This window comes from Pseudoalteromonas luteoviolacea (genome assembly GCF_021654285.1).
In the GTDB taxonomy this organism is placed as follows: Bacteria; Pseudomonadota; Gammaproteobacteria; order Enterobacterales; family Alteromonadaceae; genus Pseudoalteromonas; species Pseudoalteromonas luteoviolacea_J.
The window spans coordinates 30,714-57,439 of sequence record NZ_JAKFZS010000013.1 but is presented as its reverse complement, the minus strand read 5'-3'; the positions used below and the strand labels follow the sequence as shown (position 1 = coordinate 57,439).

The window sequence follows — 26,726 nt, the reverse complement described above, 5'->3', positions numbered from 1 at the left end:
TCCTTGATAATACATAGACCATGACTGTACCTGAATCCGCCGTATAAAAATACACCTGAGGATAAAACTTCCGCCCCCAAAACCAGAAGTTAACAAATATTATAAAATATTTACAGCCGTCCCCAACAGGTGATAGCATAATACTAAATCATTAGCTAACAAGGATTGTTATGTATGCGCAAAGTCGCGTTGATACGCAATCAGAAATCGAAGATCTGATCACAAAACTAGAAGCCTTTGACAAGCCTAAAGGCGAACAGGTGACTGAGCTCTATTCAGCCACCAAACTACCCGGAGATATTCGCCAAGCGCTTAAGCCCCATGCTAGCAGTTGGGTTGTGATCAAAACCCCAGAAACATGGCGTGAACTTAGAAGCACGCATGATACTCAACTGGTTTTAAAAGAAAAAAAAGGCCATGTGTTAATTACCCATGCCAAGCACGCCACCACCAAAGATGAACTCATTGTACTGAAAAAAGCTACCGCGATGCCCAGAGCACAAGCACTGCAAGGCAGCGCTGGATCACTCAGTTATCATGACACGTCGGCCACACCAGATACACAGGCCCATGTGCCCGTCGATTACACTCATTCACCTGATTTAAACGATCAACGCCTTATCGTGACGATTGAAGGAAAAATCCCCATCAGTATTGTGATGCGCGGGGGCCCAACCGTTTTGTCTCGAAGCAATAATGGCCTTGCACAAGATCAACTGCTGTTTCCGCGCTTAGAAGATGACACCCATTATAGTCTCAGCGCCAAAATACTCGGCGTCCCTGAGCAAGTATTGATCCCCAATATGGCATTCAAGGACTTTAAAAGCCTAGATAAATTAAAAGCCCTCAATATAGGTAAACGCGGTGGTGTGCAGCTACTTGATCACCAAGTCACCAGCGAAGGCCATGTCAAACTTAGCCTTCTCAGTGAACCACCGAGCTTTGGGCTCTTTTTTGACGGCACCGGCAACAACCGCACCAATGACAATAAAGTGATTGGTGATGATAAAGAGCCAACCAATGTCACCAAGTTATATGAGTTGTACCCAAGAAATGAAGCATTTATCCGACGGCGCTATATAGAAGGCATTGGTACCCGAGATAATAAAAGCGATAACACCATGGACTTGGCCTTTGCGAATAGCTTTGATGACAAGGTGAAACGTGGCTTAAATCATTTGCAAGCCTACTGTGATTCGGTACTCCCTAAGCTGATTCAGCTTATACATATTGACGTATTTGGCTTTAGCCGCGGAGCCACCGCAGCGCGCTGCTTTGTCAATCAAGTTCATGAGATCACCCGCGATAACCCAAATTATTGGGGCGGTATTACCCCCATGATACGGTTTTTGGGGCCTTTTGATACCGTGTCTTCCATAGGAGGAGATGGAGACGATCACCACAACGAGTATTATGCCAAGCAAAAGCTGGACTATCCGGTCAATTTAGATATTAACGAGCACTCTGCCGGCTTTGTCTACCATCCCGTTGCCTATGATGAGCGCCGCGACAGCTTTCCCTTGCACAGCTTAAAAACGCCAGATGGCAATACCGCCAGCAATATAAAAGAGATTACGCTGCCCGGTGCCCATGCGGATGTTGGCGGAGGCTACAGCCACCATAGCACCACCATAAAATATCCACGGCAATATATAGAGGGGCACCCATCACACCCTCATCATGATACCCGCCTCGCAACAAAAAAAGCGGAGCTTGAGCAAAAATATCATTGGCCAGGCATAGACATTACTTTTGTTAAAATGGGCACGGGATTAAACAAAAATAAACATCTTAAAAAACGGCATGAGAATACCGTGGTCACCACCTATAAGCCCCGTTGGTACCGTCAAGTTAATAACCAACTGCCCCACTACGCACTGCATGCAATGTATGCAGAGGCTGTAAAATATGGCGTGCCATTTTTACCCATTGATACGCTTTCGAGCATTTATCAAAGAAATGGAAAACGCACTTATCAATATGAATTACCCGATGAGTTAAAATCGACGGTCGAGGCTGCTATGCGCGGCGGAGTCAACAGCCAAGATTGGCAGTGGCTGTATCGATATTATATTCACCACAGCCATAAATATGCAGGCTTTGTCGACACCATTGCTTACTCGGTGGAAGATGATGCGGAATTTGTCGCCGACAATGGTATTCGGGAAATCTTTTATAACACCCCAAGCAACAGCGTATCCAGTCAAGGTCGTTGGCAGGTTTATAACATAGGAGTCAATCCACAGTGGCGAAAAGAATAATTATCTCAATTGGTATCTTGTTGTTAATCATGGGTTGTAGTTCAAGTTATCAAGTAGAAGAAATGAGCGTAGGAGTTGCCGCTGAAAAGGGGCCAATTCTTATGGTAGGGGAAGTCACATTTGATGAGACATGGAGTGTGCCAGCCGGTGCAATAGGGTGTTGCTGGAAAGACTCTGGAGCATTGTCTTTTGTATATGATACCCCCTTTCCGAATACCGTCGTTATTGCTTGGTACGACTTGAGTACTGAACTCTTTTGGGTAGGCGAAGCACAAATAGATAACAAAGCTGGTTATGAGTTTATCCAACAAATAAAGCCTTATATTAACAGGCGGACTGGCCAGTATAAAAACTGGAAACATCCCTACCTCATCGTGGGTATAAAACGAAATGGCCTAATTAAAGTGTGGATTTCAAATGCGCCAGCTGATGTTCTCGGCAGACAAATTCTCGAAATAGGCTCAGGTATGGCACACATTAAGGAACTTCCACCAGAAGACGAACGTTAACGATAAACACCAAGGAAGGAGCCTACATTGGCTACAAGAATAATTATCTTGATTAGTGCTTTGAGTTTACTCATAGGCTGCAGTTCAAATTATCAAGTCAAAGAAATGAGTGTTGGAGTAGCCGCAGAGGATAAATCTGACTTAATGGTCGGCACCGTACTATTTGATGACGCTTGGTCCGTACCTGCAGGATCGATAGGATGTTGCTGGAAAGATGCAGGTGTCCTGTCATTTGTAGATGGAGTCAGCTTCCCAAGCAAAGTCGTTGTCGCATGGTATGACATGGATACAGACCTATTCAGGGTAGGTGAAGCAACAATAGATAATAAAGCGGGTTATGAGTTTATCCAACAAATAAAGCCTTTTATCAATCGGCGGACTGGCCAGTATAAAAACTGGAAACATCCCTACCTCATCGTGGGTATAAAACGAAATGGCCTAATGAAAGTGTGGATTTCAAATGCGCCAGCAGATGTTATCGGCAGGCAGATTCTCGAAATAGGCTCAGGCATGGCACAAATTAAGGAACTTCCACCTGAAGAAGAACGTTAACGATAAACACCAAGGAAGGAGCCCACAATGGCGAAAAAAATAGTTATCTCAATTGGTATCTTGTTATTAATCATGGGCTGTAGTTCAAGTTATCAAGTCAAAGAAATGGGTGTTGGAGTTGGCGCTGAACGCAGTGCTGACTTAATGGTTGGCACCGTATTATTTGATGACCAATGGTCTATACCAGCTGGCTCTATTGGGTGTTGTTGGGAAGATGGCGGAGCCAGATCTTTTGTTTATGATGTACCATTTCCAAGCAAAGTCGTTGTCGCATGGTATGACATGGATACCGACCTCTTTCGGATAGGTGAGGCAGCAATAGATAACAAAGCTGGTTATGAATTTATACAAGATTTAAAGCCATTTATTAACAGACGAACTGGTCAGTATAAAGATAGAAAATTACCCTACCTCATCGTGGGCATGAAACGGAATGGCCTAATTAAAGTATGGATTTCAAATGCACCAGCTGATGTTCTCGGCAGGCAGATTCTCGAAATAGGCTCAGGTATGGCACAAATTAAGGAACTTCCACCTGAAGAAGAACGTTAACAATAAACACCAAGGAAGGAGCCTACATTGGCGACAAGAATAATTATCTTGATTAGTGCTTTGAGTTTACTCATAGGTTGCAGTTCACGTTATCAAGTCAAAGAAATGAATGTGGGAATCGCCGCAGAAGATAAATCTGACTTAATGGTCGGCACCGTGCTATTTGATGACGCTTGGTCTGTACCTGCAGGCTCTGTAGGATGTTGCTGGAAAGATGCAGGTGTCCTGTCATTTGTAGATGGAGTCAACTTCCCAAGTAAAGTTGTTGTTGCATGGTATGACATGGATACCGATCTCTTTCGGGTCGGTGAAGCACAAATAGATAACAAAACAGGATATGAGTTTATACAAAAAATGAAGCCTGTAATTGTTCGTTCTACAGGAGAATACTTTGATGACAGCACCCCCTACCTCATTGTCGGAATAAAGCGAAACGGCTTAATTAAAGTATGGATATCAAACTCATCATCGGAAGCTATTGGCCGGCAAATTCTAGAAATAGGCTCAGGCATGGCACAAATTAAGGAACTTCCGCCTGAAAATGAGCGTTAAGGTAAATCGATATACTGGGCCAATGTATGCAAATAGAGTGGCTAAGAAACTAACAGTAAAAATGATTTAAATTGAAGCTGGTAAAACTAAGAAAAGTAGAAAGAGGCAAGAAAGAAATTAGGGGAGAGTGTGAAATAGCAAGGTGCAGCTTGATGCCGCACCTAGACATAACTGATTAAAGTACAGTTACGTTTTCAGCCTGAGGACCTTTAGCGCCCTGAGTTACTGTAAAGCTTACTTTTTGACCTTCAGTCAAAGTACGGAAACCTTCAGACTGGATAGCTCTGAAGTGAACAAAAACGTCGTCGTTACCGTTTTCTTGTGCAATGAAGCCAAAACCTTTTGACTCGTTAAACCATTTTACAGTGCCTGTTACTTGAGACATAAATTACCTATTTATATAAAAATTAAAAAAAATGTGTACAGTATCGGAAGTAAAGTGAGTGGCTAAAATTAGGTTTTATGACAAAAACAGAAACTTAAGCAAACAACAACAAATAAATCAAATATCTTCATACGCTGCGTAGGATACACTGAAATTCTGTTTTGTCGAGCTTTTTTACAAAAATAGTTTAAAAAACACCCAACTTTTTATTCTTTCTTATTCATCGCTTAAGTAAGGGCTTAAAAAACCCCATCATGCGGTCTGCCTATCTTGCCAACTCATAATAAATTGCGCTTGCCCTGTAAGCGGATCTTCGTCTTGTGCAATAATTTCAAAACCTTGCTGCTGATAAAATGCCACGCTCGCTACATTGCGCTGATATACAGACAGCTCCAAGGTATTGCATCGAGACTTTGCATCAGCAATAAGCTGCTTTCCTACCCCCTGGCCTTGCTTTTCTGGTAAAACAAAAATTGCCGCAAGGGTGTTTTTTAACAAAGCATAAAAACCGATGATTTGTTGATTATCCAAATACACATAATTATCTGAGCTGGGCAAATACACCTGTCGCATAGTATCAAGGTGATCACGCCAAAAACTCTCTGGCACAAAATGATGTGCTTGTTGAGACGCAGCAAGCCACACCATCAGTACAGGTTCAATATCGGATGCCAGACCTTTTCTAATCATACGATTCCTCATTGCAAGCTCATTGATATCAAAATCACAAACGATGTCTATATTCTCAAAGCTCGATATTTATTTTTTTACGTTCAGTATTAAACGCCACCGCATAATAACGCAGCCGTGGGTGCTCTACGTTCCATAAATTTAAAAACTCTTCAGAAGTTTGCACAACGCGTTTCGCGCCTTTGGCATCATTTAAATACACGAGTCTTTTCGCCTCATCATAACCCACGACAACTCGGTAATGACTTTGCGATTTTGGTAACTCCCAATACTGAAATACAATAACAGGGATGCCGCTGGCAATGTAAGCCTTAATATGATTAAACAACTGCGCGCGCTTTTCATCAATGTTCTCAGCCAAATCTTGTGATTTATCGACTGTGATGCTGCGTGTTTTACCAAAGCGCTGTAAAAACCCTTGCAAATAAGTAACCTTGGTTCCCGGATAATCAGCCCAGTTGCGAGGATAATTGTTCAGTACACCAGAGCGGATAAACACCGGCATATCTCCATACTGATTCAAGATAGACTCAGCGATATCGTATTGGGTGTAATCTTTTATGCCCCAGTACTTAAAAATCATTTCTATGGTTGCAGGCCCGCATAACTTTTTCCCCTGCTCAACCAAGGGGACATTCAGTACAATTTTTTGCGAGTTCTTCGCTTCTGCCACAAAGCAAAGGCTTATCAAAACAAAGACAATAGCCGCTCTTATCACATTCTACCCTTGATTTAATCAATTTAAGTAAATGATTAAAAATTTCGAATAATACAAATTAATAAATAGTTTTTTATTAAAATATCAAACTAAATAAAAACACACTCACCAGCTGAACTTAATTAGAATAAAAGTGAATCGACATGTAAGCCATTCAGCGATTAATGAGTGTATATAATAAAAAAGCGAACCATACTATGGCTCGCTTTAAAAATACTAGTCTATTAACTTAAAATTTTTAAATTAATTGGCTTTTTACACTCAGCTAGTCTGCTTGCGGTTTAACTTAGAGCTTAAACTGTTCAACACTTGCTTTTAAACCGTGCGCCAATTCACTTATTTCATGACACGCTTGAGAGGTTTGATTTGCGCCTTCGGTCATTTCAACTGCGGCAACATTGATATTTTCAATATTACGATTCAATTCTTCAGAGACAACCGATTGCTCATTACATGCTGCTGCTATTTGCGTACTCATCGCGGCAATACTGTCAATTTCCTGCTCGATTTGCGTGATCGTATCGCTGACTGTTTCAGTTTGCTGTACGCACACATCAATGCCTTTTTGACACGTTCTAGTCGCCTCGCCCGTTTCTTTCGATTTAGACTGCAAATCACTCACTATCTCAACAATCTGAGTTGTAGAGTCTTGTGTACGCTGTGCTAAAGAGCGGACTTCATCCGCAACCACCGCAAAACCACGCCCTTGTGCACCCGCTCGCGCCGCTTCAATCGCGGCGTTTAATGCAAGTAAGTTAGTTTGCTCAGCGATTTCACGAATAACATCCACCACAACATTGATGTTTTGTGAGTTCTTTTCTAAATTATGGGCTAAATCTCCTGCATGAGACACAGTATCTGCAACGCTAGAGATCTGCACAATGTTACTTTTCAGTGCAGCACTGCCTTCACGAGACTTAACATTAGCTTGATTGGCAGACTCAGCGCCCATTTCTGTACTTTTTGCCACTTCAGATACCGCAGCCTGCATCTGCGTCATTGCGGATGCAACCGACTGTAATTCATTTTGTTGATTTTGCATGCCTGTGGCATTTTGAGCCGAGATCATATTCACTTCTTCTACGGCTGTTGTCAGTTGGATAGCGCTGTCATTTATCTTCACAACAAGGCTATTTAACTGTTCACGCATTTTCTCCAAAGACATTAGCAAAGCGCCAAGTTCATTATTACCTACTGAGCGTATATCAATACGTGAACTTAGGTCACCATTTGCAATGCTACCAGCTAGATCTTTCGCCTTCTCTAGAGGCTTTCTAATTGCGCCGCTTAGGACAAAGCAAATGAGCGCTATCATCACCGCCGAAACCAACGTACAAATAATAATGACCGTGATCACTGTTTTCACTGCGCGTACAGCTGATGTTTCAGCCATGCCCACATTATCGCTATTAATTTTGTTCAGCTTGGTTAGCTCATCCATGGCTTCTGAGTAGAAGTTATAGCTATTTAAAACAATTAAATTAGCTTTACTAACTTCACCCTCACGCACCAATCGATTAAAACCAGATGTTGCAGACGCGTATTTACGCCAAGCCTGTTCAAACGCTTGGAACTGAAGTCGTTCTTGATTTGACACATTTAACTGGCTGTATGCTTGAATCTTTTGATTAAGGCCTGATTTTGTATTATCAAGGTTAACTATCCATTCATTGATATCTGGGTGATCTGAATTCGTGACAATCAAAAACTCATCTTTTCGAATGGTTGCCATCTCAATTTGAAGATCTTTTACTATCTCAACCGATGGAATGCTGGTTTGTACAATCAGTTCAAGGTCATCATTGATCCCCTTTAAACCATTGTAGGTCATCAGGCTCACCCCGAAAAAAACCATAAAAATCGACGCAAAGCTCAACCCAATTTGCTTTGAAATAGACAAGTCTTTAAGTGCCATATGCTGTTTATACATCCCTAAGTTAATGATTACCGTAAAGCACAAAAACCAGTAGAAAGCGTTAAGATTTTGCTCTTTACTGGTTATGAGATATTTGAATAAATATGAGTGTTAACCTCCAGGTGTATGTACCAGAGGAAACGTATGAGACTTAGCTTATAGGTCCGCAAATTGATACTGAGCTTTGCAAACGAATTGAAGTGCCCTTTTATTAAAATACTTTTGCATACAAGTGCTTAATTAAGGGCACATTATAATTTAAGCAAACCAAAGTTGGAATAATTTAATTATTAACATTTATAGATTTATGTTATTAAATTACTATAAAACATGAAAAACTGATCATAAAAGGATCAGAAAGATTAACTGAGAAAAGCAATTTTTAGCTTCCCATATATAACTTGTTACATTATAAATAGTTGTAATAGGCACAATTACAATGCCATTGCACCTATTTCAAAAAATAAAAAAACATATAAAAATAATAAAAAAGAATTATAAATTAAGACAGAATAACCCTTCACTGTATAAATTATCGTTTTTTACTCTGAGCTATTTTTTTTGCTTTCTAAACGCCTTGAGCTCCGAGAGTAACCACTCACTACTCTTTATTGGTTTACTATTACTACAATGAATAATATACGGCTTACCAGACAAGCTACTTTTGGAGGCCGTTAAACTTATAAAATCTTCCGCCGACTCAATATCATCTTGATAGTAATGATACTTTTTACTAATGTGCTGCTTGGCATCACGTGCAGTATGTAGTGAACCATTACGCTCATACTGGCAATGGGACATTTCAATGAAGGTCAATAAATGCTGTATTTCAGCCGCTGTCGAGGCAGCGATTTTTAGCGAATATGTCGCGCTCCACAATATAAATATTACTAAATAAAGTTTCATTACTTTCCTAAACATTCACATACCTGATAAAAATAAATATTATGACACTTTGCATAAATATGAATACTTAGACGTTATGAACAGGTAAATGGTTGCACCGAGTTTAAAATAAAAAGCGCAGCCAATTGGCCGCGCTTAGTTGAGGCTATAAAACTTAATTTATTGAACGCTTACTACACCTGTTTTTGTGTTGTAGATAATGCGACCTGCTTCACCGGACGCATAGCCGTAGTAGCAAATGCCTTTACTTGCTTTAACCACTTTATACTCGCCATCAGCAGTAGAGAAATACCATTTTGTACTACCATCTGATTTTTTACGGCCTTTACCGCTGCGATTTAACACATATTGATGGTCTAACATGTTATTCCACATCCGCGCACAGCGATTAGCATTGGGGTTTTTAGTGAACTTATTGTGCTTATTCAACTTGTCTTTTGATTCAACAGGAAAACCTTCTGCGTTAAAGTTAAAAGTACCATCTTTGAATCCAGCCAAGTTTGCGATTTTGTTCTCTACTGCCTCGCCTCGCCAATACTGGTTTGCTTTATTAACTTCTTGCTGCAACGCATTTGCAATAACGGGCAAGGTGTTTCCACACCCTTGTACATAAGTTAAATCAGCAATATGCTCTGGCCCATCCATCAAAAATGTTGCTTGTGCAGTTTGCGCATCGAGCGTGTAAATTTTAGCACTTTCGCCACTGTTTCTCGCAGATACGTAAATCACACCATTTTCGTCCACTGCAAGACCTGAAGCCCAATTTAAATTGTGCTCACCTATTTCTGTAAGCGACATAGTTGCTTCATCTAGTACATATAACGCTTTACCGTTCAGTACATATATCAAATTACCATCTGCCGAATACGCAATATCGCCATGGTCGAAGTCATCGTAGCTTGCACTGTCTGACTTCATTTTTCCAAGGACTGTTTTCTCGCCTGTTGTCAGATCAAATTGATACATGTAGGTTTGGCTTGTCGCCAGAAGAAAATCACCGGATAGGGAAACAGCAGAGCGCTTTATGGGGTAGCTTGTCGTGTCGGCCACTTCATGTTGCTGCATGGTTTGCATATCAAACTCATACAATTTCGAGGCATTTGTTTCGTTGTCAACGCGTTGCATTGCATAAAGCTTTGCACCAGACCCAGCTAAGTTGCTTGAAGCGAAAGATGCACCGGGTACCTCTCGGCTCGTTTTTGAACTCGTATCGATATGAAAAACTGCGCTTTGCCCATCTGCTGCGAACCTGTCAATTGCAAAAAGTCCTTCTAAACAGGCGTTATCGTCAGCTAATACAGAAAAACTTGCTGTAAGTGTGAGTGCAGCTGCACACACCTTAATTGCTATGTTCTGTGTTTTTGTCATGAATACACCATTGTTTATTTAAGTTAGTCGTACTCATGCAATAATCACACCGAAGAAATAATATTTTCCTCACCACCTTGTTAATTATGGGTATTTTATTTCACCCTCATTTTTATTCGCTTATTTCACTGCAAAATAAGCTGAACGACCCTGTTAGTGACAAAATTATGTCAATACAGCAAGCCACCTAAAAACTTGTAAAAGCTCTAAGTCAAAATCGGTAAGCTATTGAATAAATTATTTATATATTTCTCTCATCTCATTTTTAGCGTATTACTCATAGATTCTCGACATGTTTAAGCAGTTTTTCATTTTGCAAATTGCAATTCGCAAAATGAAAAGATTCCTAAAATGCAAAATAACAAACCCAGAGACTTTCATGCTCATTATTTTGTCAACTCACATAACTCATTGAGGTTGATATAATTGCATTAATTTTAATCGTACCTTTATCGTCTACAAGCTGAGTGACGCAATTTTTTTAATAACAAACCGTCACCACTACCCAAAATAAGTAAGGATTACCATGAAAAAAATCACATTGCTTGCAAGCTTAATCGCAGGATTATCACTGAGTAGTTGTACGTTTGCTTTGGATCAAACTGATATACAGAAAATCTCCCAGCAAATTGAACATCGATTAGCTGGAGGAGAAACCACAGGTTTATCTATTGCAGTGGTGAAAGACAATACACCTGTCATGTTACAGGGTTTTGGTCTAGCAAATACAGAAACACAACAACCTGTCACTCCTGATACCCAATTTCGCATTGCTTCCATCACTAAAACGTTTGTCACACTCGCTGTGCTTAAATTAGTGAACCAAGGAAAACTTTCTCTAGATGATAGTGTTTATAAGCACTTACCTGACTTTAAACCAAAGACGCTTCCCAATAATAATAACGTAATAACGGTGCGTGATCTCTTAACCCATCAAAGTGGCATCCCAACAGGCTGGTTCCGTGGTGATGAGCCAACAACAAGTCCTAATAAAGACCTTAACTCATTAGCGGCTTTATTAAGTGACGACTATCTTGTTTGGAACAGAGGCACTATTTCTGCCTACAATAATAATGCGTTTGGATTAGCCGGATTACTGGTTTCAAGAATAAGTGGTCAAAGCTGGCAGGATTACTTGCACACTGAATTCTTCACGCCGCTGGCGATGAACAATACCTTGAGTCATTTACCAAACGGTCCACTACCAGTACAAATGGCGCAAAGCTACAGTGGTACTGCTCAAGAACCTAAATTCGCTTCTTTACTGACGCCCGCCGGCGGTATTATCTCAACTGGTAATGATATGGCGCGCTACATGCAAGCAATACTCGACAGCTGGAACTATGATAGCCATGCAATCGTGCCCTCTTCGCTCATTACAAAGGTTCGCAATGTGCAAAATGCGCATATCCAGTTAGACGGTGACCACGAAATGGGACTGGGTTTTTTCGTTGACCACTTTAATGGCCACATTGCAATTAGTCATGATGGCAGTTATCAAGGGTACGAAAGCATGATGTATATCGTGCCCGAACTGAACTTTGGCGTATTTGTCACAACAAATAACAGAGACGGAGACGATACAGTTTTCGATATCGCCGACATGGTGACAAACATGGTCACTCAGTCCGTAAAAGGACCATTTTTAGACAATAAAAACACTCAAAAATCTTCTTTTCAGCCATCCCAATCGAAAACGCTGGAAGCTGGTTTTTATGCTGGTAGACGCAACATATTCATTGAGAAAACGCCCAGCGGAGAATTCGTCATGTTCAGTCCTGGACAGACTATTAAACAGCTCAAACAAGTTGATTCAGACAGCTACCAAATTATCGGTGAAGAAGGCGATGTAAGGATCAAGCTGACGCAAGCTATTGATGGGTTTCGCTTTACCTACAACGGTAAAGACTCAGCCAATGTTTTTAGTAAACTCGTTACAACAAAACTGACTCCTGAACTAGAAAAGTTATTGGGCTATTACCAAGTTGAAACTACCAACCCAGACATAGGCGATATTAAAGTACGATATTCACCAGAGTTTCAAGCGCTGCTAGCCGTATCTGTCAAACATGGATTTGTACGCGCTTTGAAAGTGGTTGACGAAAACCTGCTTCAAGTTCAAGGGTATGGGCGTGGGATTGGCACCGTATTTGATTTTCAAGAACCAAACAAACTAAAAGCACTGGGTTACCAATTTAAAAAAATCTCGACTGAGATTCAGTAATTGCTAACATCTAAATAAAAGGACCTCACGGCCCTTTTATTATTTTGCCTCAGAATAATTTTTATCCACGCTGTTCAAGTAAGGTCACCACATTTTGCTTGAGTTGCTTGCGGCTTAAGAAAATACCACCCAGCGCAATCACCGCAACGATAGTAATGGCCTCAACTAAAAGCATGAAGTCATTTGGTCTATACGGTAAACCAAACCCTGCCTGATAAATCTGACCGATAAACAAATATATCGATGTTAATGCACATGCAACCGGGATCATGGTCAAAATACTCCATTCAACAATGAGCATATTGCGACTTTGCCGACTATCTAAGCCAAAGCTTAAGAGCAAACCATTCTTTAACTTATCTCTTTGAAGATGGGTTTGGATTGAGGCAATAACAAGCAAGTTACTCATCAAAGCAATAAAAACACCATACGCCAAGGTCAGATAGATAAATGTCTGTACTGTGCTGCGCACTCTTGCAATTAACTCTTCAACACGTAACATGCGAATGCTCGGGTGAGCTTGCCAAATTTCTCCAAGTTGCTGCAAACCTAGCTCTGGTAAATCGACGCTACCCATGTAAAAAACCTGCTCGTCCGCCACTGGTAAACTGTCTTGATGTACAACAAACCAGAATGTGATCATATCTGAACCTGAACGGTAATGATGTACTGAAGCAATTTTGAACTGCTGACTTTGGTTACCAACTTGCATTGTGAGCACATCCTCAAGCTCTAAATTAAGCTCATCAAACACTTCTTGTTCCATAGAGATAGCAGGCAAATCATTTTGCATTTTACTTTGCCACTGGCCAGAGACAATATTAATGTTTTGTGGCTGGTATGCTTGCCAATGTAGATTGATATTGCGCTCTAAACGAGATTTAGAGTCGCTGCTTGGCGCATCTATTTCACTTAACAATAGGTTATTTACATGTGTTACTCTAGCGCTTTGAAAGGCTTTAAACTGCTTTACTTCACCGCGGTGCTCTAAAGTAAACTCTGTAAGTGCTTGCTTTTGCTCCACTGTTGCTTGAGTCACAAATATATTTCCTTGGTCTGCGAACAATGCTCTATCAAGCACATCGCTGACATCTTGACCAACTCGAAGGCACAATAATAATAATGTTGCACTTAAGCCTAACGCCAGAATTTGTACAATTTTGACACGCATGCGTTGCTTCATCAGTAACAGTACAAATGCAAAAATACCACTTTTTCCAGACAGTAACTTGTTGGTGATACTTAAGCCGCCCCATGCCAAAACCAGCAATAATACCAAACAAACGGCAAGACCAGACAGAAGTAACCCAGTCAGCACCCAGTTATCCGTATTCAAAACCACTACAACCAAAAGAGACAGTAATGGACATAAGCCGCTGACTATGAAGGTGATTGAGTTATTCTCTCTCTTTTCTAATAGATCTCGTACATTACTCTTGATCAAAGTTACCCAACTTGGCACAGTGAGCAGAGAATAAAGTAACGCACTGATCAATAGCGCTTTACCAATCCCAACCCAATCCCACATGAGCTCAAATGTGGCCAAAAAGTGTTGCTGAATGGCATACTCCAAAGCAGCAGTAAGGGCAATGGCTATTATTAGTGCAGGAATAAAACTAATGAACAAAATGCTTGCCATTAAAATCAATACAATAAATGGAATTTGCTGACGCTTAACACCATTTGCCAACATCACTGCCAACACATTTTGAAGCGGCTCTACATGACTTTTTTGGCTAAGCCACAAACATAAGCAAGTCAGTAAGACAATGACAAAACTGATCAACCCCATAAAGTTCTGCACTCTCTTCCACGCATGCGCCATCGGATAGTTGTTCAGTAATTTACTGATCATATTTAAATCAGCACTGTTGTCCTGTAAGCGCTGGAGGTACTCCTTTTTGAAATCCAATTGATGATTAATTAACACTTGGCGCTCAAGCGGGATCATGTCCAAATGTTCAATGCTTTTTTGAGAGACAATGGCACGTTTATCACTGCTATATCCTTGAATGATTCTGTCAGGCTCATTGAGCAATAGCGCACTCACCATCAATGTGTTGTGACCAAGGGAAACTGTATCACCAACCTTAACATTCAGTGCACGAGCTAGATGAGGCTCCAGCCAGATCTCTCCTAATTTCGGTCCAGTAGACTCCAAAGAAGGCGTGAAACTTGGCGTGTAAGACACTGTCACATCACCATTTAGAGGATAGCTTCGATCTACCGCTTTGAGTTTTGTATGGCTAAAAGCGGTTTCAGCGCTTAACGTCACTTCATAACTATTGATAAAACTACTTTTGACTGCGTGAGTTTGCATCCATTGCCTTTCATGATCATGCCAGTCTCTGGTAACGGTTAACTGCGTATCAGCCCCTAACATAGTCTGCAAGTTATGGTTTAAATATCTATCTACCCCCTGACCGAATAAGCTAGTTAGGCTCAGATACAAAAATAAAAGCGCTAAACTTAACAATGTAATTAGATGCTTGCCTTGCATGGTTTGCGATAGAAATACCTTAATGAATAACTTGCTGGCAGGGATCAACTGACAGCTTGAATTGTCTAGTTGATTTTCAGCATATGACTTATTCATAGCTTTAACTCCCCGTTTTCAAGCTTGTATGTTTTATCTAGTTTTGAAGCAAGATTGAGGTCATGAGTCACCACCACCATGGTAGTGCCTGACACTCTTGCACCGTGCAGCATAAGATCAAAAACCTGTTCTGCCGTTTTATGATCTAGGTTCCCTGTCGGTTCATCAGCAAACAAAATTTGAGGCTCATTACACAGCGCACGAGCAATTGCCACACGTTGTTGCTCACCGCCACTCAACTTAGTAACAGGCTGTTTGGCTTGCGCCTCTAAATTTACAAGTTTTAGTTTCTCTAACGCACGCTGTTGTGCTGTACTTTCACCTCGTAACATCAAAGGCAGTGCCACATTTTGTAGCGCATTTAGCTCAGGTAATAGATGGAAGTGTTGAAAAATAAAACCAGATACACCAGTCACCCCACTCAATACTTCAAAGTTATTTTGATAGCAGATTGTGCCTTTTTGCAATGTCTCCAACCCTGCAAGCAAAGAGAGAAGTGTTGATTTCCCTGAGCCAGAGGCGCCCACAATAGCAATATGCTCGCCCGCCTCAATTGACATTGAAATATTTTTAAGTAAATGCAGAGGTTCTCCATTTACCAAATTAATCGTGTGTTCCAAATCGAGGACATCCAATTTAACACCCATTTTCATTCCTTATTGCACTTAAACTAATTTATGGACTAAGTGTTTATTAAGTTGCGTGAAATGCATGTGAAGAGCTTGAAGGGCAACTGAGCGTAATTTAAATATTTATATAAAAGTACAGTTCCATATAAAGATAAAATACTAATTTTAAAATTATTTTCTTGTGATTTTTATGATTTTTCGCATAAAAAGTGAATTTTTTGCAATTACCTCTTGTGACTATCGCATGATTGATTTACTATTATGCGCAGGGAAATAACATGGCTATTTTGTATCTAAATACAAGATGCTGCTAACGAACATGTCAGCACCAAAAGCAATAGAATCCCCAAACTAGGAAATTACAATTAATAAAGGAACCAAAAATGGAATGGTATATATCCGTCTTAAAAAACTATGCGGTATTTGAAGGAAGAGCGAGAAGAAAAGAATACTGGATGTTCATTTTATTCCATACAATTGCAACTGTTATATTAACTTTGGTTGATGGGCTATTAGGCACATCTTTCTTAAGCATTATTTATGCCTTAGCTGTTTTTATACCAAGCCTTGCACTCAGTGTTAGACGTTTACACGACACCGGAAGGTCTGGTTGGTGGATGTTGATTGCCTTAATACCAATAATTGGTACCTTGGCATTGTTAGTCTTCGTTATTTTAGAGGGCGAAGAAAGTGAAAACCAATATGGCCTTAACCCTAAAGGTGCAAGCGAAGGTGAAGCTGTAGCCTAATAAAGAGTTGCGTGCGTCATTAATTAGCTAATTTTTGACGCACCTCAGGTGCTTTTCTTAATATTACAGCATTTAAGCCTGTAAAAATAAATAACTTAGCTACTAGTTCATGACTTAAAATGCTATTTACAACTTTTGCTATGAGCATTTTTAAATTTTTCTGGTTCGATTTAGTCAGCCCCCATATCATGAAAATAAGCATTCGCTTAAAGACCATAAGACTTGCACTAAGAACCCTATTTATATAGAAAAATACATATCAGCTTAGAATAGTTAAAAACTTTCAAGCACTACATATAGAAAAACACTAGATACTAAATACGTAAAATCGATAGAATTCAAAGAAAGGTGCTTCAGAATACCTATTAACTAGATAAGAGCAACTAAGTATTTTATAACAATCATAAATTAAACAATCCGTAAATTGCTTGTCATCAAATTTAATAAAATCGTTAGCTTATTATCGCAAAAAACGCCGAATGATCTGCAATCAAACGGCGCTACATATCATTTTCAATTTTTAAAAGCGTGACGAGCCGCTTTCAATTTCTCTAAATGACATGCCACTCATGATACCATCTTTACCAAAGCGGATAGTTACATGTTTACTAGTGCCCTTTGAGCCACCCGCATAAGCGCCAGCAACAGGAACATAGTTTAATCCACTGCTTTTATTTTCATGGAAATAATATTGCCATGCCGTTTCACCATCAACCAAGTCATCCATGCCGCTTGGATCGCCAATGGCTTTTCTTACATCTTCTTGAGTCGTTTCACCTTTTTTAAACGACTTAACGACTTCCATGTCAAAGTCTTTTCCGCTTTGTGTACTGCTACATGCAGCAAGAATAAATGTGGTAAAAATTATAATCAGTAAGTTTTTCATTTATCTTCCTTTTAATGTTCGTCCTATACTCGTAAGTCTGTTTTAAATACTAAGACTAAAGAGCAGCAGCATTATCTGCTCATTTAACGATCATTTCAATACCTTTTACCTATATAAAACCACTTTTAATTGAAGTTTTCTCATGGAATATTAACCTATAAAGCCAAATCATTCCAAAAAATTAAATTATTAATACTGATAAACGGGATGATGTTATTCAAATAGATTCACAATCTATTTATTACTACAATGTATAAGTCATTTAAAAAGTCAGCCCCCTTACTTTTTCACTTTGTTTATATAAAGGGGACTGATAGACTCTTCTTAAAAAGAATTATAAAAACAGCCTTATCGAATGTAATGATGAATTTATCGACCAACTCAAAATTGCCCTTCATTTTTTTAATTGCCATGTCCTCTTTATGGTTCCTTTATTTCAATACACAAAACATGTGGAATGATCACGGTAAGCAAAGATGGGAGTGGTTATTTCTCATTGATGTGTTGATTGCTATACCGGTTATTTGTTTTATATGTGTAAAAGATAAAAAAGAGGCGCTTCTCAAAACCCTTATATTAATTTGCTTAGCAGCACTAATTGGTAGTTACATTATTCCAGATGAACATAAAGTACTGTGGCCATATTTAGAACAAGGCAGATATTTGGTACTTGCCATTGTTCTACTTTTTGAGCTTGCTGCGGTATATAGTGTTTACTGGGCGATAAACATCGCGTTAAAAAAAGGACAAGACCCTGATGTATCAATAGAGCAGTCCGTCTCGCGTTATCTTGGCTCTGGCAAATTCGCGCAATTTTTATGCTTTGAAATACGTATGTGGACGTTTGCACTCGTGGCAAAACGTATTCACTCAAAAACCTATCAAGGCAATGTTCACTTTAGTTACCACCAAAAAGATGGAACTCACAGTAACTTGCTAGGGTTTATTATTTTAATTGCAATTGAAATTCCCATTGTGCACTTACTGCTGCACTTTATTTGGTCTCCAGTGGCTGCAAATATTATTAGCTTACTGACTATCTTCAGTTTAGTGTTCTTTATCGGTGAGTATCGGGCCATAGCTAAAAGGCCAATCTCTTTGGCTGAAGATACTTTGATAATTAGATATGGGTTATATAATCCCATTGTAATACCAATTAATAACATCTTAGACATTAAGAAAAACAATCAACCTATCACGCGCGGAAAAGATCTTAAGCGTTTTAACTATTCTGGCGTACCTAATATAGAAATAACACTCAATAAGCCTCAAGGAACCATTAAAAACCTGTTTATTGGAGTAGACGATCCAACCAATTTCCTAGCAAGTATAAACCACAGGCTGGCGCCCTAAGCTAGTTTATTGGGCGACCGAAAAGGCTTGTCAAAATTGGCCCATTGAGTCGCTCTATAAGCCAACATATCGTATTGCAATATGGCTCGACGAGTAAATCAACCCAGTGAAAAAGCGTGAACAGAACAAATTAAACTTGCCAATCCCGCTAAAGATACTCACAGCCAAGTGCACGTGTTATAATTCGCTTTTATTCCACAATAGATGATTCCTGCTTTGTCTCAGTCGCTTTTTACTAGTTTGCCACTTTCAAACGCCCTATTAGATAACCTTAACTCTCTTGGCTACACAGCCATGACAGACATACAAGCCCAAACACTGCCCAAAATCTTAGCTGGTAAAGACCTAATTGGTCAGGGAAAAACAGGCTCCGGTAAAACAGCTGCATTTTCTTTAGGCCTGTTGCATAACCTCAACGTTAAACGCTTTCGCGTACAAGCACTGGTCGTTTGCCCAACTCGAGAGTTGGCAGATCAGGTTGCCGTTGAAATACGCAAGCTTGCAAGGGCGATTCACAATATCAAGGTTTTAGCATTATGTGGTGGCGCACCTATGGGGCCTCAAATTGGATCTTTGGAACACGGTGCTCATATCGTGGTCGGTACACCAGGTCGAATTGAAGAGCATTTACGTAAAGGCCGCTTATCACTGGATGAAGTGAATACATTTGTGTTAGATGAAGCAGATAGAATGCTAGAGATGGGCTTTGAAGATGCGATTCAATGTATTCTTGAACATTGCCCAAGTAATAGACAAAACTTGTTATTTAGCGCGACCTATCCACCGCGCATTGAGCAACTTGCAAAGCATATTATGAACAATGCTGAAAAGGTTACCGTTGAAGCAACACATGATCATAGCTCAATCGAACAGTTCTTCTATGAAGTACCAGACAACGATACAAGGCTTGTTGCAACACAAAAACTGCTTTTGAAGTTTCAACCCACATCGGCGGTTGTGTTTTGTAACACCAAAGCTGAATGTCAATCTGTATGTGATAACCTCAAGCAACTGGGCTTTGATAGCGCCGCGCTGCATGGCGATTTAGACCAAAAAGACAGAGATCGCACACTTGTTCGATTTGCCAATAAAAGCTTAACGATTTTAGTTGCAACAGATGTTGCTGCTAGAGGCATTGATGTTGACCATGTCGATATGGTTTTAAACTATCATATCGCGCATGATCCTGAAGTACATGTGCACCGTGTTGGTCGCACCGGTCGTGCAGGTAACACAGGTGTAGCATGTTCAGTTATGAGCTATAAAGAGTCTCATAAAATCAATGCACTAGAAGACTACTTAGAGCAAACCATTGAACCAACTTCACTGCCCAGTGACGATGTGTTCGGTAATCAGATTGCCAGAGCCCCTATGATCACACTACAAATTGATGGCGGCAAAAAATCCAAGTTGCGCCCCGGTGATATTTTAGGTGCGCTGACCTCAGATAAATCAATCCAAGGCTCGCAAATTGGTAAAATCAAAGTCACAGCGATTACTTCTTATGTAGCCGTAGAGCGAAAGCTAGCCAATAAGGCCTTGAAGATTATTTCAGAAGGAAAAATGAAAGGTCGTCAATTTAGAGCAAGAAAAGTAACGCAATAAATTTATTAAAGTACGTTTATATGATGTGAATTTGATTGCAATTCACATCATATATCCTTGTATATTAGCAAGTTAATAAAAATTATCTCATTCTGCCCGTAATTTATATTATGAGAGATTAATAGTTTATAAATAATTGAACGCCTAAAATATCAAAATCAACCCCCATTCTTATGCAAGTTTTGCAATTGAAAACTTCCCTCTCCTCCCCCTAAAATAAAAGCAAATATGTAGTAGAGAGTCTCATGGTTTTAGATTCAACTTATTTTTGGCTTTTCTTAAGTGTCATAGGTGCGTGCAATGCACTGGCTTTGAGTATCTATTTTTTTTTAAAAAAAGGCTCAAACCTCACTCATAGGCTGTTATCTGTTTTTATTTTTATGATATTCATAAGGATAAGTAAATCTGTATGCTTTTTCTTTTACCCTGAGGCAAGCAAAACCTATTTACAGCTTGGGTTAACTGCAAACTTCCTAGTTGGTCCAATACTACTACTATATATAAAACAATCTTTTAAACAAAAATCAGCCAGAAACCTTAATTGGAAAGCGCATTTATTACCTCCCTCTGGCTTTGCTATCCTCGTCGGTGTAGTATGGCCATATGAACATTATTCTGCTCTTTGGAATATACATATATCGACTGCTATTGTTTATTGTTGGTTTGCCTATTTATTCGCCTCTTTGATATCTATATACCCCATAATCATAAACAAGGACATTGAACTATTTAAATCGAGATACACACAATTTCCAATCGTTGTTTTATGTACATCTATTGGACTTTGGCTTGCAGATGTATTTACGAGTTATACTTCATACACCATAGGTATCTTGTGTTTTTTGTTGCCATTATATTTAAGTCTCACCTTGCTGATTTCAAAGCTTAATAGGGCTAAACCGCAAAAATATGCTAGTAAAAAGATTTCTCAGGTTAAGGCGACGCCAATTTTAAATGCACTAGAAAAGCTCATGACTGAAGATGAGTTGTATAAATGTCCCAATCTGTCTCTATCACAAGTGGCTGATAAGCTTCATATATCAGTACCACATCTATCACAAATATTGAACGATAATTTAGGTATTTCATTTACCTCATACATCAATCACCACAGGATACAACTTGCAAAAAACTTATTAATCGAGCACAAAAAAATGAGTCTGAAGCAAATATCAGCGCTATGTGGGTATAATAATCAGTCTACTTTTTATCTTGCTTTTAAAAAATTTACCAGTACCACACCTGCAAAGTATAGAAAAGAAAAAGTAGCACAAGCAGAAAATGCCTAACTTTTATAAATTAAGGTAAGCTAAACGCCAACAATGAGCATTTTCCCTTGTGCCATTCCCTCTCTCTCACAGCTTAAATCTATTCGGCTATCAAGGGGATATTTATAAAGTAACTCTAGTTTTGGGTGATGGGTATAAACACACTTACAGCTTCTGACAAACAAACTCATTTTGCTTTGATTATCTAAAAATGCGTACGCTGTTTTGCCAAGCGCCTCTTTGCACGCTGTCATAATATGCGCATTTATTTGATTCATATGAATGGCTCTTTGCGCCTCATCTTCTGGGATCACTTCTATGCTACTAGCTAACACACAAGTCGCGTAAACATCCAATACACAGATGACACGAACCTTTTGGCTTCCTCTCTCCGCATAAACCACCATGACACAGGGTAATTTACTTTCATCCAATGATTGAGCACGAATAGGCTTGAGCGTAAGCGATTCACTGATATTCTTTTGCATTAAGCGCTCTAAGAAATCTGTTTTTGGTAATGCCAATCCCTCTTTGATTGGTACCTCTTGCTCAACCATCAATTCTTTGGCTTCTAAATCTTTAACCAACGGCATGATAGCTTTTCTAAGCTCGCTGTCAGCGAAGGGCTTAGATAAAAAGAAAGTACAGCCCATAGACTTAGCGTAATTGATTTGCTCTTCTTCATCGACCGTAGATACCATACCAACAGGGATCTCAGGATGTGTTGTGCCAACCACCTGTAGCAACTCAATGCCCGATTTATCAGGCATATGCCAATCTGTTAATATTATCTGAGGTTGCCATAACTCTATGCGCTCAAGTGCATCATCAACACTATTTGAGCACGAAATAAATAACTTGCGATACGTAAACTGTTGAAGTGCACGCCTGATAATTTCACATGTTGCATGGCTATCATCCACTATCAGAACTTTCACTTTTACCTCAATATTAAATTTTCATATTCAGTATAGGCAGAATTTTGCAGTAAAACTAAACTTATCCTATTGATAATCAATGATGCGATGAAAAGCTGACATGTTGCCGATAGAAGTTTACCAATATATTGCCTTAAATTTCGGCCTGCTTATTTTAGCGGCATGGTTTTATATTCTGTTATTGATATTAAGAGAGTTTAGAAAATTCGCAGGCGTGTTCATGAGTAATCAAACAAGCAACCCAGAGTCTAATGAGGTAATGGCCTTGTGCAAAGACTCGGTAGAACGCGCAACACAATTTAACAACCAACATGAGCAAACCATCACCGAACTCCTTCATGTACAAGCAAATCTTGAAAATCAGCTAGCCCAGATCCGCGCATCCACCGCAGACCATATCACCAAAGAAGAACAAGCCTCTATAAACGAGCTCAATAAAAAACTATCCCGTTCTCAAAAGCTGATTAAACGGCTCAAAGGAGATTTAGACATTAGCGGTAAAAAGCTCAAATATGCAAAAACGAAATTAGAAGATCAGTTTCAATCTGTAGACAGCCTAAAACAAGAAAATACAGATTTACAGAAAGAAATCGAACAATTAAAAACACAAATGAAGTCTGTACAAGTCAGTGAACAGGCACCAAATGAACAAGAAATTCAAGCTTTGGTACAACAATATGAACGACAAATAGCAGAGCAAAACCAACTCATTGATCAACTCTCGGTTGATTTACCTGAGCCGTCGGGTGACACAGATACCAAAGCACTCGAAACGGAATTACAACAAGCAAAGCAAAAAATTAAGCATCTAACCAAAGAAAACAAATTTATTGAAAGTCGATACCTTGAAGCAGTAAAGCAATCTGAGGCCAAGGATGGAAACACCTAGCAAGACTAGGGGGATTGTACTCTCATTAAAAAAGGAGCCTAAGCTCCTTTTTGTATTACTATCTTGCCCGCTTATTGCTGAGTACACTAACCAACAAAGCTGGTAAGAAAGTTAAACTAAGCAACATCGAGAACACAATACCGCACAGTACAATGATACCTACACCGCGATATAATTCTGTGCCATCACCTGGAATAAAGACCAGTGGTGCAAGACCAAATAATGTGGTCGCTGTCGACATCAAAATTGGCTTTAACCGCGTCGCTACGGCTTGTTTAACAGCCGTGACAACTTCCATCCCTTGGTCAACAATCAACTTACGGGTTTGATCAACAATTAAGATTGGGTTGTTCACCACCGTACCCAATAAAATCAAGAAACCCAACATGGTGATCATGTCAAAAGGTTGATGGAATGGCGTCATACCAAAGTTAGCTAATAACGCATTGACGCCGTTAACCGAGATCAAACCTAGTAAGCCTCCAGCCATGCCTAGCGGCACGGTTGCCAGAATAAACAACGGGTACCGCCAGTGTGTGAAAATGGCCACCAGCAGCAAGTAGCTCAGTACCAGCGCAACAATAAAGTTGCTCGATAGCGACGCTTGAGTTGCTTCTAGCTGATCAGCCGCACCACTGATAGACAGTTTAGTGCCCTGAGCGATTTTACCTTGCTGCCATAACGTAGGCAGTAACTCAGTGCGAACTATTTCTTCAGCGGTTTCCAGAGCCACATCTCTTGGCGGAATGATATAAACAGTTACGGTTCTTTTGCCATCTACTCGACGCAAACTATCACTGTTTTTACTCTCAACCAAATCAGCTAACGCGCTCAAAGGCAGCACATCCCCCGATGGTGTCACAATGGGTGACGTCGCTAATTGCTCAATGGTCTGCTGTTCTTTTTGATGGCTAAAGATAAACATATCTATTTTGTCATCATTCAAAATAAACTCATCAACATACGCGCCATCACTGAGTGATGAAATCGTGTAGCCAAATTCATTGGGGCTTATACCTAGCTCAGCCAATCTTTGCCACTTCGGTTTAATCTCAATTAAAGGCTGATCCAAGCTTAGCGCCCGTGGATCTGAATTAATTTGAGGATTATCAAACGTAACTTGAGCCTGTTCGTAAACAGCCTCGGCTGCACGGTATAAATCGGTCAAATTACTGCCCGCAATATCTACCGCAACTGCTCGTGTGCCACCATCATTACTCGAGATAATTGAGCCCCTTGCCGAGAACGCACGCATATTGTCATAACTTCTGAATTTAGCAGTTATGGCGTCCATCATCGCTTGAATATTATCAGGGTCGGTCGGTGCACTTAAAAACCAAATACGGCCGATTGACACAGACATCGAGTAATATGCCAATGGCGGCATGTCCGTTTCGCCGTTATCAAATGCGTCACTCGGCGCGTTTATATGACCGTTAAAATACACTCTCAGCTCATCACCTATCTCTTTCATTTCAGATAGGTTGTAGCTAGGCGGCGCAATCATCATAGAAAACGCTTTTGGCTCTTCACCTTCCGGTAAATATTCAGCTGCTGGCATCAAGGCATAAGCCGCCCCTAAAATGACAACAACGAAGCCAACGGTAATACCGGTCGCGCGCGCTTTGGATGCAACACAAAAAGACACCAAAGCCAACCAACGCTTTGACAAGGTAACCGTTTTCATTTCTTCTTTGCGATTAGGTAAATTTGCAAGTGTCGTCGGAACAATGAAAATAGCCACCAACATTGAAGCGATAATCGCTGAAGACACCGCGATGGCAATGTCCGAGTAAAGCTGCCCAGCTTCTTGCTCAACAAATAAAATCGGTGCAAACACCAAAACAGTCGTCGCCGTGGACGCCAATACCGCAGGCCAAACTTCCTTCACCCCTTTGATGGCTGCGTGTAGCTTACTGGTACCGCGTTTATTCGCTTGTACAATCGCTTCAAGCACAACAATGGTATTATCTACCGTCATACCAATTGCAAATGCCACACCTGCCAATGAGATCACATTGATAGTGCGATCGAACAGTGTTAAACCAAGAAATGCTGCAACGGTACAAATAGGAATACCAATCACACCGACCAAAGTTGCCCGCCCAGAACGTAGGAATAAAAACATCACTAAGGTTGCTAGCAACGCACCCAAAGCTAAGTTAGTCCACACATTTTTTAGTGAGCTTTCAACGTATTGAACATCGTCACTCATCAAGATAAGCTCTAGACCATTTTGTGCCAACAGCTCCTGATTAATTTGCTCAATTACAGGTAACATCTGCTGTTTGATATCAATGACATTTGAGCCACTTTCACGACGTACAGATAACCTAAGTGTGCGCTCACCGTCAGAATATGAAATGCCACGAAGTTCAAAGTGATCTAGTGAAATAACCGCAACATCTTTGAGCTTTGTGGTGATCCCGCCTTGCTCTGAGATGATCAAATCTTCCAGTTCATTGAGCTGCTCAAAACGACCCACCATACGCAATAAATATCGGCTCGGACCGCTTTCAATGTCGCCCGCCGAAGCATCGCGGTTTCGTGATCGAATTGCACTTCTTAAATCGGTCACACTCAAGCCACGCTGTGCTAGTCGGCTCGGATCAACGTTGATTTGAATTTGTCTGGCAGCACCGCCGCCAACGCCAACTTCTGAGACGCCTTGAACACTCTCCATTCGCGGCCTGACAAAGTCTTCTGCAAAGTCCCGCAACATATCTACGTCAAGATCAAGTGGATTACCTGTCTGAGGTTTAAGTACAAAATGCATGAATGCATTAGAAGAGAACGAACTAGAATAAAGCCTAGGTTGATCCACGTTTTCAGGATAACCAGGTACCTGACTCAAGGCATTGTTGACTCTAATGAGCGCATCGTTAACATCAACACCAAATGGAAATTCTAGCTGTATTCTCGCCGACCCCATTTGCGAATATGACACCATACGCTTTAAGTTAGACAAACTACGTAAATATCGCTCCTGCTCCACAAGGATTTCTTTTTCAACATCCTGAGGTGTCGCACCAGGCCAGCCAGTCTGAACTGTAATGGTTCGAACTTCTAGATCAGGGATCATCTGTACGGGAATTTTAAGCGCGGTTACCAAACCCAGAATACATATGATTAAAGAGATGACGGCAACCAGTGTGCCACGCTTTACGGCGCTTTCAATCAT

General features: G+C 40.2%; 22 protein-coding genes. 11 read left to right on the top strand and 11 right to left on the bottom strand.

The window, feature by feature from the left end:
• Positions 1-170 precede the first annotated feature (170 nt).
• The 5 genes from L1077_RS13900 to L1077_RS13880 all read left to right on the top strand — a co-directional run bounded on the left by L1077_RS13900 (position 171) and on the right by L1077_RS13880 (position 4,426).
• Positions 171-2,261 (top strand): T6SS phospholipase effector Tle1-like catalytic domain-containing protein, encoded by a 2,091-nt coding sequence (locus L1077_RS13900; protein WP_237137380.1) that lies wholly within the window; start codon positions 171-173, stop codon positions 2,259-2,261.
• Positions 2,246-2,770, top strand: coding sequence for a hypothetical protein (locus tag L1077_RS13895; RefSeq protein WP_237137379.1), 525 nt, complete (start codon positions 2,246-2,248; stop codon positions 2,768-2,770). The genes L1077_RS13900 and L1077_RS13895 overlap by 16 nt, the downstream gene beginning before the upstream one ends.
• 27 nt (positions 2,771-2,797) lie before the next feature.
• Positions 2,798-3,322 carry a hypothetical protein gene (locus tag L1077_RS13890; RefSeq protein ID WP_237137378.1) on the top strand — a complete coding sequence of 175 codons (525 nt, stop codon included), beginning with the start codon at positions 2,798-2,800 and terminating at the stop codon, positions 3,320-3,322.
• Between the two features lie 27 nt (positions 3,323-3,349).
• On the top strand, positions 3,350-3,874 hold the full coding sequence (locus L1077_RS13885) for a DUF2931 domain-containing protein (RefSeq protein WP_237137377.1): 525 nt from the start codon (positions 3,350-3,352) through the stop codon (positions 3,872-3,874).
• A 111-nt stretch (positions 3,875-3,985) separates the two neighbouring features.
• Positions 3,986-4,426 carry a DUF2931 domain-containing protein gene (locus tag L1077_RS13880; protein WP_237137376.1) on the top strand — a complete coding sequence of 147 codons (441 nt, stop codon included), beginning with the start codon at positions 3,986-3,988 and terminating at the stop codon, positions 4,424-4,426.
• A 175-nt stretch (positions 4,427-4,601) separates the two neighbouring features.
• On the opposite strand, the gene cspE is transcribed toward L1077_RS13880, so the two are convergent.
• From cspE to L1077_RS13850, 6 genes are all read right to left on the bottom strand, one after another.
• The gene (cspE, locus tag L1077_RS13875) at positions 4,602-4,811 is read right to left on the bottom strand and encodes a transcription antiterminator/RNA stability regulator CspE (RefSeq protein ID WP_023398163.1); all 210 of its coding nucleotides are present in this window, start codon (positions 4,809-4,811) and stop codon (positions 4,602-4,604) included.
• Positions 4,812-5,063: 252 nt separating this feature from the next.
• Positions 5,064-5,501, bottom strand: coding sequence for an N-acetyltransferase (locus L1077_RS13870; protein ID WP_237137375.1), 438 nt, complete (start codon positions 5,499-5,501; stop codon positions 5,064-5,066).
• A 55-nt stretch (positions 5,502-5,556) separates the two neighbouring features.
• Positions 5,557-6,219 carry a C39 family peptidase gene (locus tag L1077_RS13865; protein ID WP_237137374.1) on the bottom strand — a complete coding sequence of 221 codons (663 nt, stop codon included), beginning with the start codon at positions 6,217-6,219 and terminating at the stop codon, positions 5,557-5,559.
• Between the two features lie 286 nt (positions 6,220-6,505).
• Complete coding sequence (locus L1077_RS13860; RefSeq protein WP_237137373.1) at positions 6,506-8,134, bottom strand: methyl-accepting chemotaxis protein; 1,629 nt, start codon at positions 8,132-8,134, stop codon at positions 6,506-6,508.
• Between the two features lie 552 nt (positions 8,135-8,686).
• Positions 8,687-9,040 (bottom strand): DUF5329 family protein, encoded by a 354-nt coding sequence (locus L1077_RS13855; RefSeq protein WP_237137372.1) that lies wholly within the window; start codon positions 9,038-9,040, stop codon positions 8,687-8,689.
• A gap of 159 nt (positions 9,041-9,199) precedes the next feature.
• Positions 9,200-10,408 (bottom strand): DUF5074 domain-containing protein, encoded by a 1,209-nt coding sequence (locus L1077_RS13850; protein WP_237137371.1) that lies wholly within the window; start codon positions 10,406-10,408, stop codon positions 9,200-9,202.
• Positions 10,409-10,934: 526 nt separating this feature from the next.
• Here L1077_RS13850 and L1077_RS13845 point away from each other — a divergent pair.
• Entirely contained in the window at positions 10,935-12,632 is a 1,698-nt protein-coding gene (locus tag L1077_RS13845) for a serine hydrolase domain-containing protein (protein ID WP_237137370.1), read from the top strand.
• Between the two features lie 61 nt (positions 12,633-12,693).
• Here L1077_RS13845 and L1077_RS13840 read toward each other — a convergent pair whose 3' ends face one another.
• Together L1077_RS13840 and L1077_RS13835 are read right to left on the bottom strand one after the other, a co-directional pair.
• Entirely contained in the window at positions 12,694-15,228 is a 2,535-nt protein-coding gene (locus tag L1077_RS13840) for an ABC transporter permease (RefSeq protein ID WP_237137369.1), read from the bottom strand.
• Positions 15,225-15,875 (bottom strand): ABC transporter ATP-binding protein, encoded by a 651-nt coding sequence (locus L1077_RS13835; RefSeq protein WP_237137368.1) that lies wholly within the window; start codon positions 15,873-15,875, stop codon positions 15,225-15,227. The genes L1077_RS13840 and L1077_RS13835 overlap by 4 nt, the downstream gene beginning before the upstream one ends.
• Before the next feature lie 365 nt (positions 15,876-16,240).
• On the opposite strand from L1077_RS13835, the gene L1077_RS13830 reads away from it, so the two are divergent.
• Positions 16,241-16,606 carry a DUF805 domain-containing protein gene (locus L1077_RS13830; RefSeq protein WP_237137367.1) on the top strand — a complete coding sequence of 122 codons (366 nt, stop codon included), beginning with the start codon at positions 16,241-16,243 and terminating at the stop codon, positions 16,604-16,606.
• A 520-nt stretch (positions 16,607-17,126) separates the two neighbouring features.
• Here the strand turns inward: L1077_RS13830 and bamE are convergent.
• Entirely contained in the window at positions 17,127-17,492 is a 366-nt protein-coding gene (gene bamE, locus L1077_RS13825; protein WP_063362697.1) for an outer membrane protein assembly factor BamE domain-containing protein, read from the bottom strand.
• Positions 17,493-17,942: 450 nt separating this feature from the next.
• Here bamE and L1077_RS13820 point away from each other — a divergent pair, with 450 nt between their 5' ends.
• The 3 genes from L1077_RS13820 to L1077_RS13810 all read left to right on the top strand — a co-directional run bounded on the left by L1077_RS13820 (position 17,943) and on the right by L1077_RS13810 (position 21,739).
• The gene (locus L1077_RS13820) at positions 17,943-18,845 is read left to right on the top strand and encodes a hypothetical protein (protein WP_237137366.1); all 903 of its coding nucleotides are present in this window, start codon (positions 17,943-17,945) and stop codon (positions 18,843-18,845) included.
• Between the two features lie 216 nt (positions 18,846-19,061).
• Complete coding sequence (gene dbpA / locus L1077_RS13815; RefSeq protein WP_237137365.1) at positions 19,062-20,450, top strand: ATP-dependent RNA helicase DbpA; 1,389 nt, start codon at positions 19,062-19,064, stop codon at positions 20,448-20,450.
• Positions 20,451-20,695: 245 nt separating this feature from the next.
• Positions 20,696-21,739, top strand: coding sequence for an AraC family transcriptional regulator (locus tag L1077_RS13810; RefSeq protein WP_237137364.1), 1,044 nt, complete (start codon positions 20,696-20,698; stop codon positions 21,737-21,739).
• Between the two features lie 20 nt (positions 21,740-21,759).
• Here L1077_RS13810 and L1077_RS13805 read toward each other — a convergent pair whose 3' ends face one another.
• Complete coding sequence (locus L1077_RS13805) at positions 21,760-22,656, bottom strand: response regulator (protein WP_237137363.1); 897 nt, start codon at positions 22,654-22,656, stop codon at positions 21,760-21,762.
• A 220-nt stretch (positions 22,657-22,876) separates the two neighbouring features.
• On the opposite strand from L1077_RS13805, the gene L1077_RS13800 reads away from it, so the two are divergent.
• On the top strand, positions 22,877-23,545 hold the full coding sequence (locus L1077_RS13800; protein WP_237137362.1) for a chromosome partitioning protein ParA: 669 nt from the start codon (positions 22,877-22,879) through the stop codon (positions 23,543-23,545).
• Positions 23,546-23,603: 58 nt separating this feature from the next.
• On the opposite strand, the gene L1077_RS13795 is transcribed toward L1077_RS13800, so the two are convergent.
• Entirely contained in the window at positions 23,604-26,726 is a 3,123-nt protein-coding gene (locus L1077_RS13795; RefSeq protein WP_237137361.1) for an efflux RND transporter permease subunit, read from the bottom strand.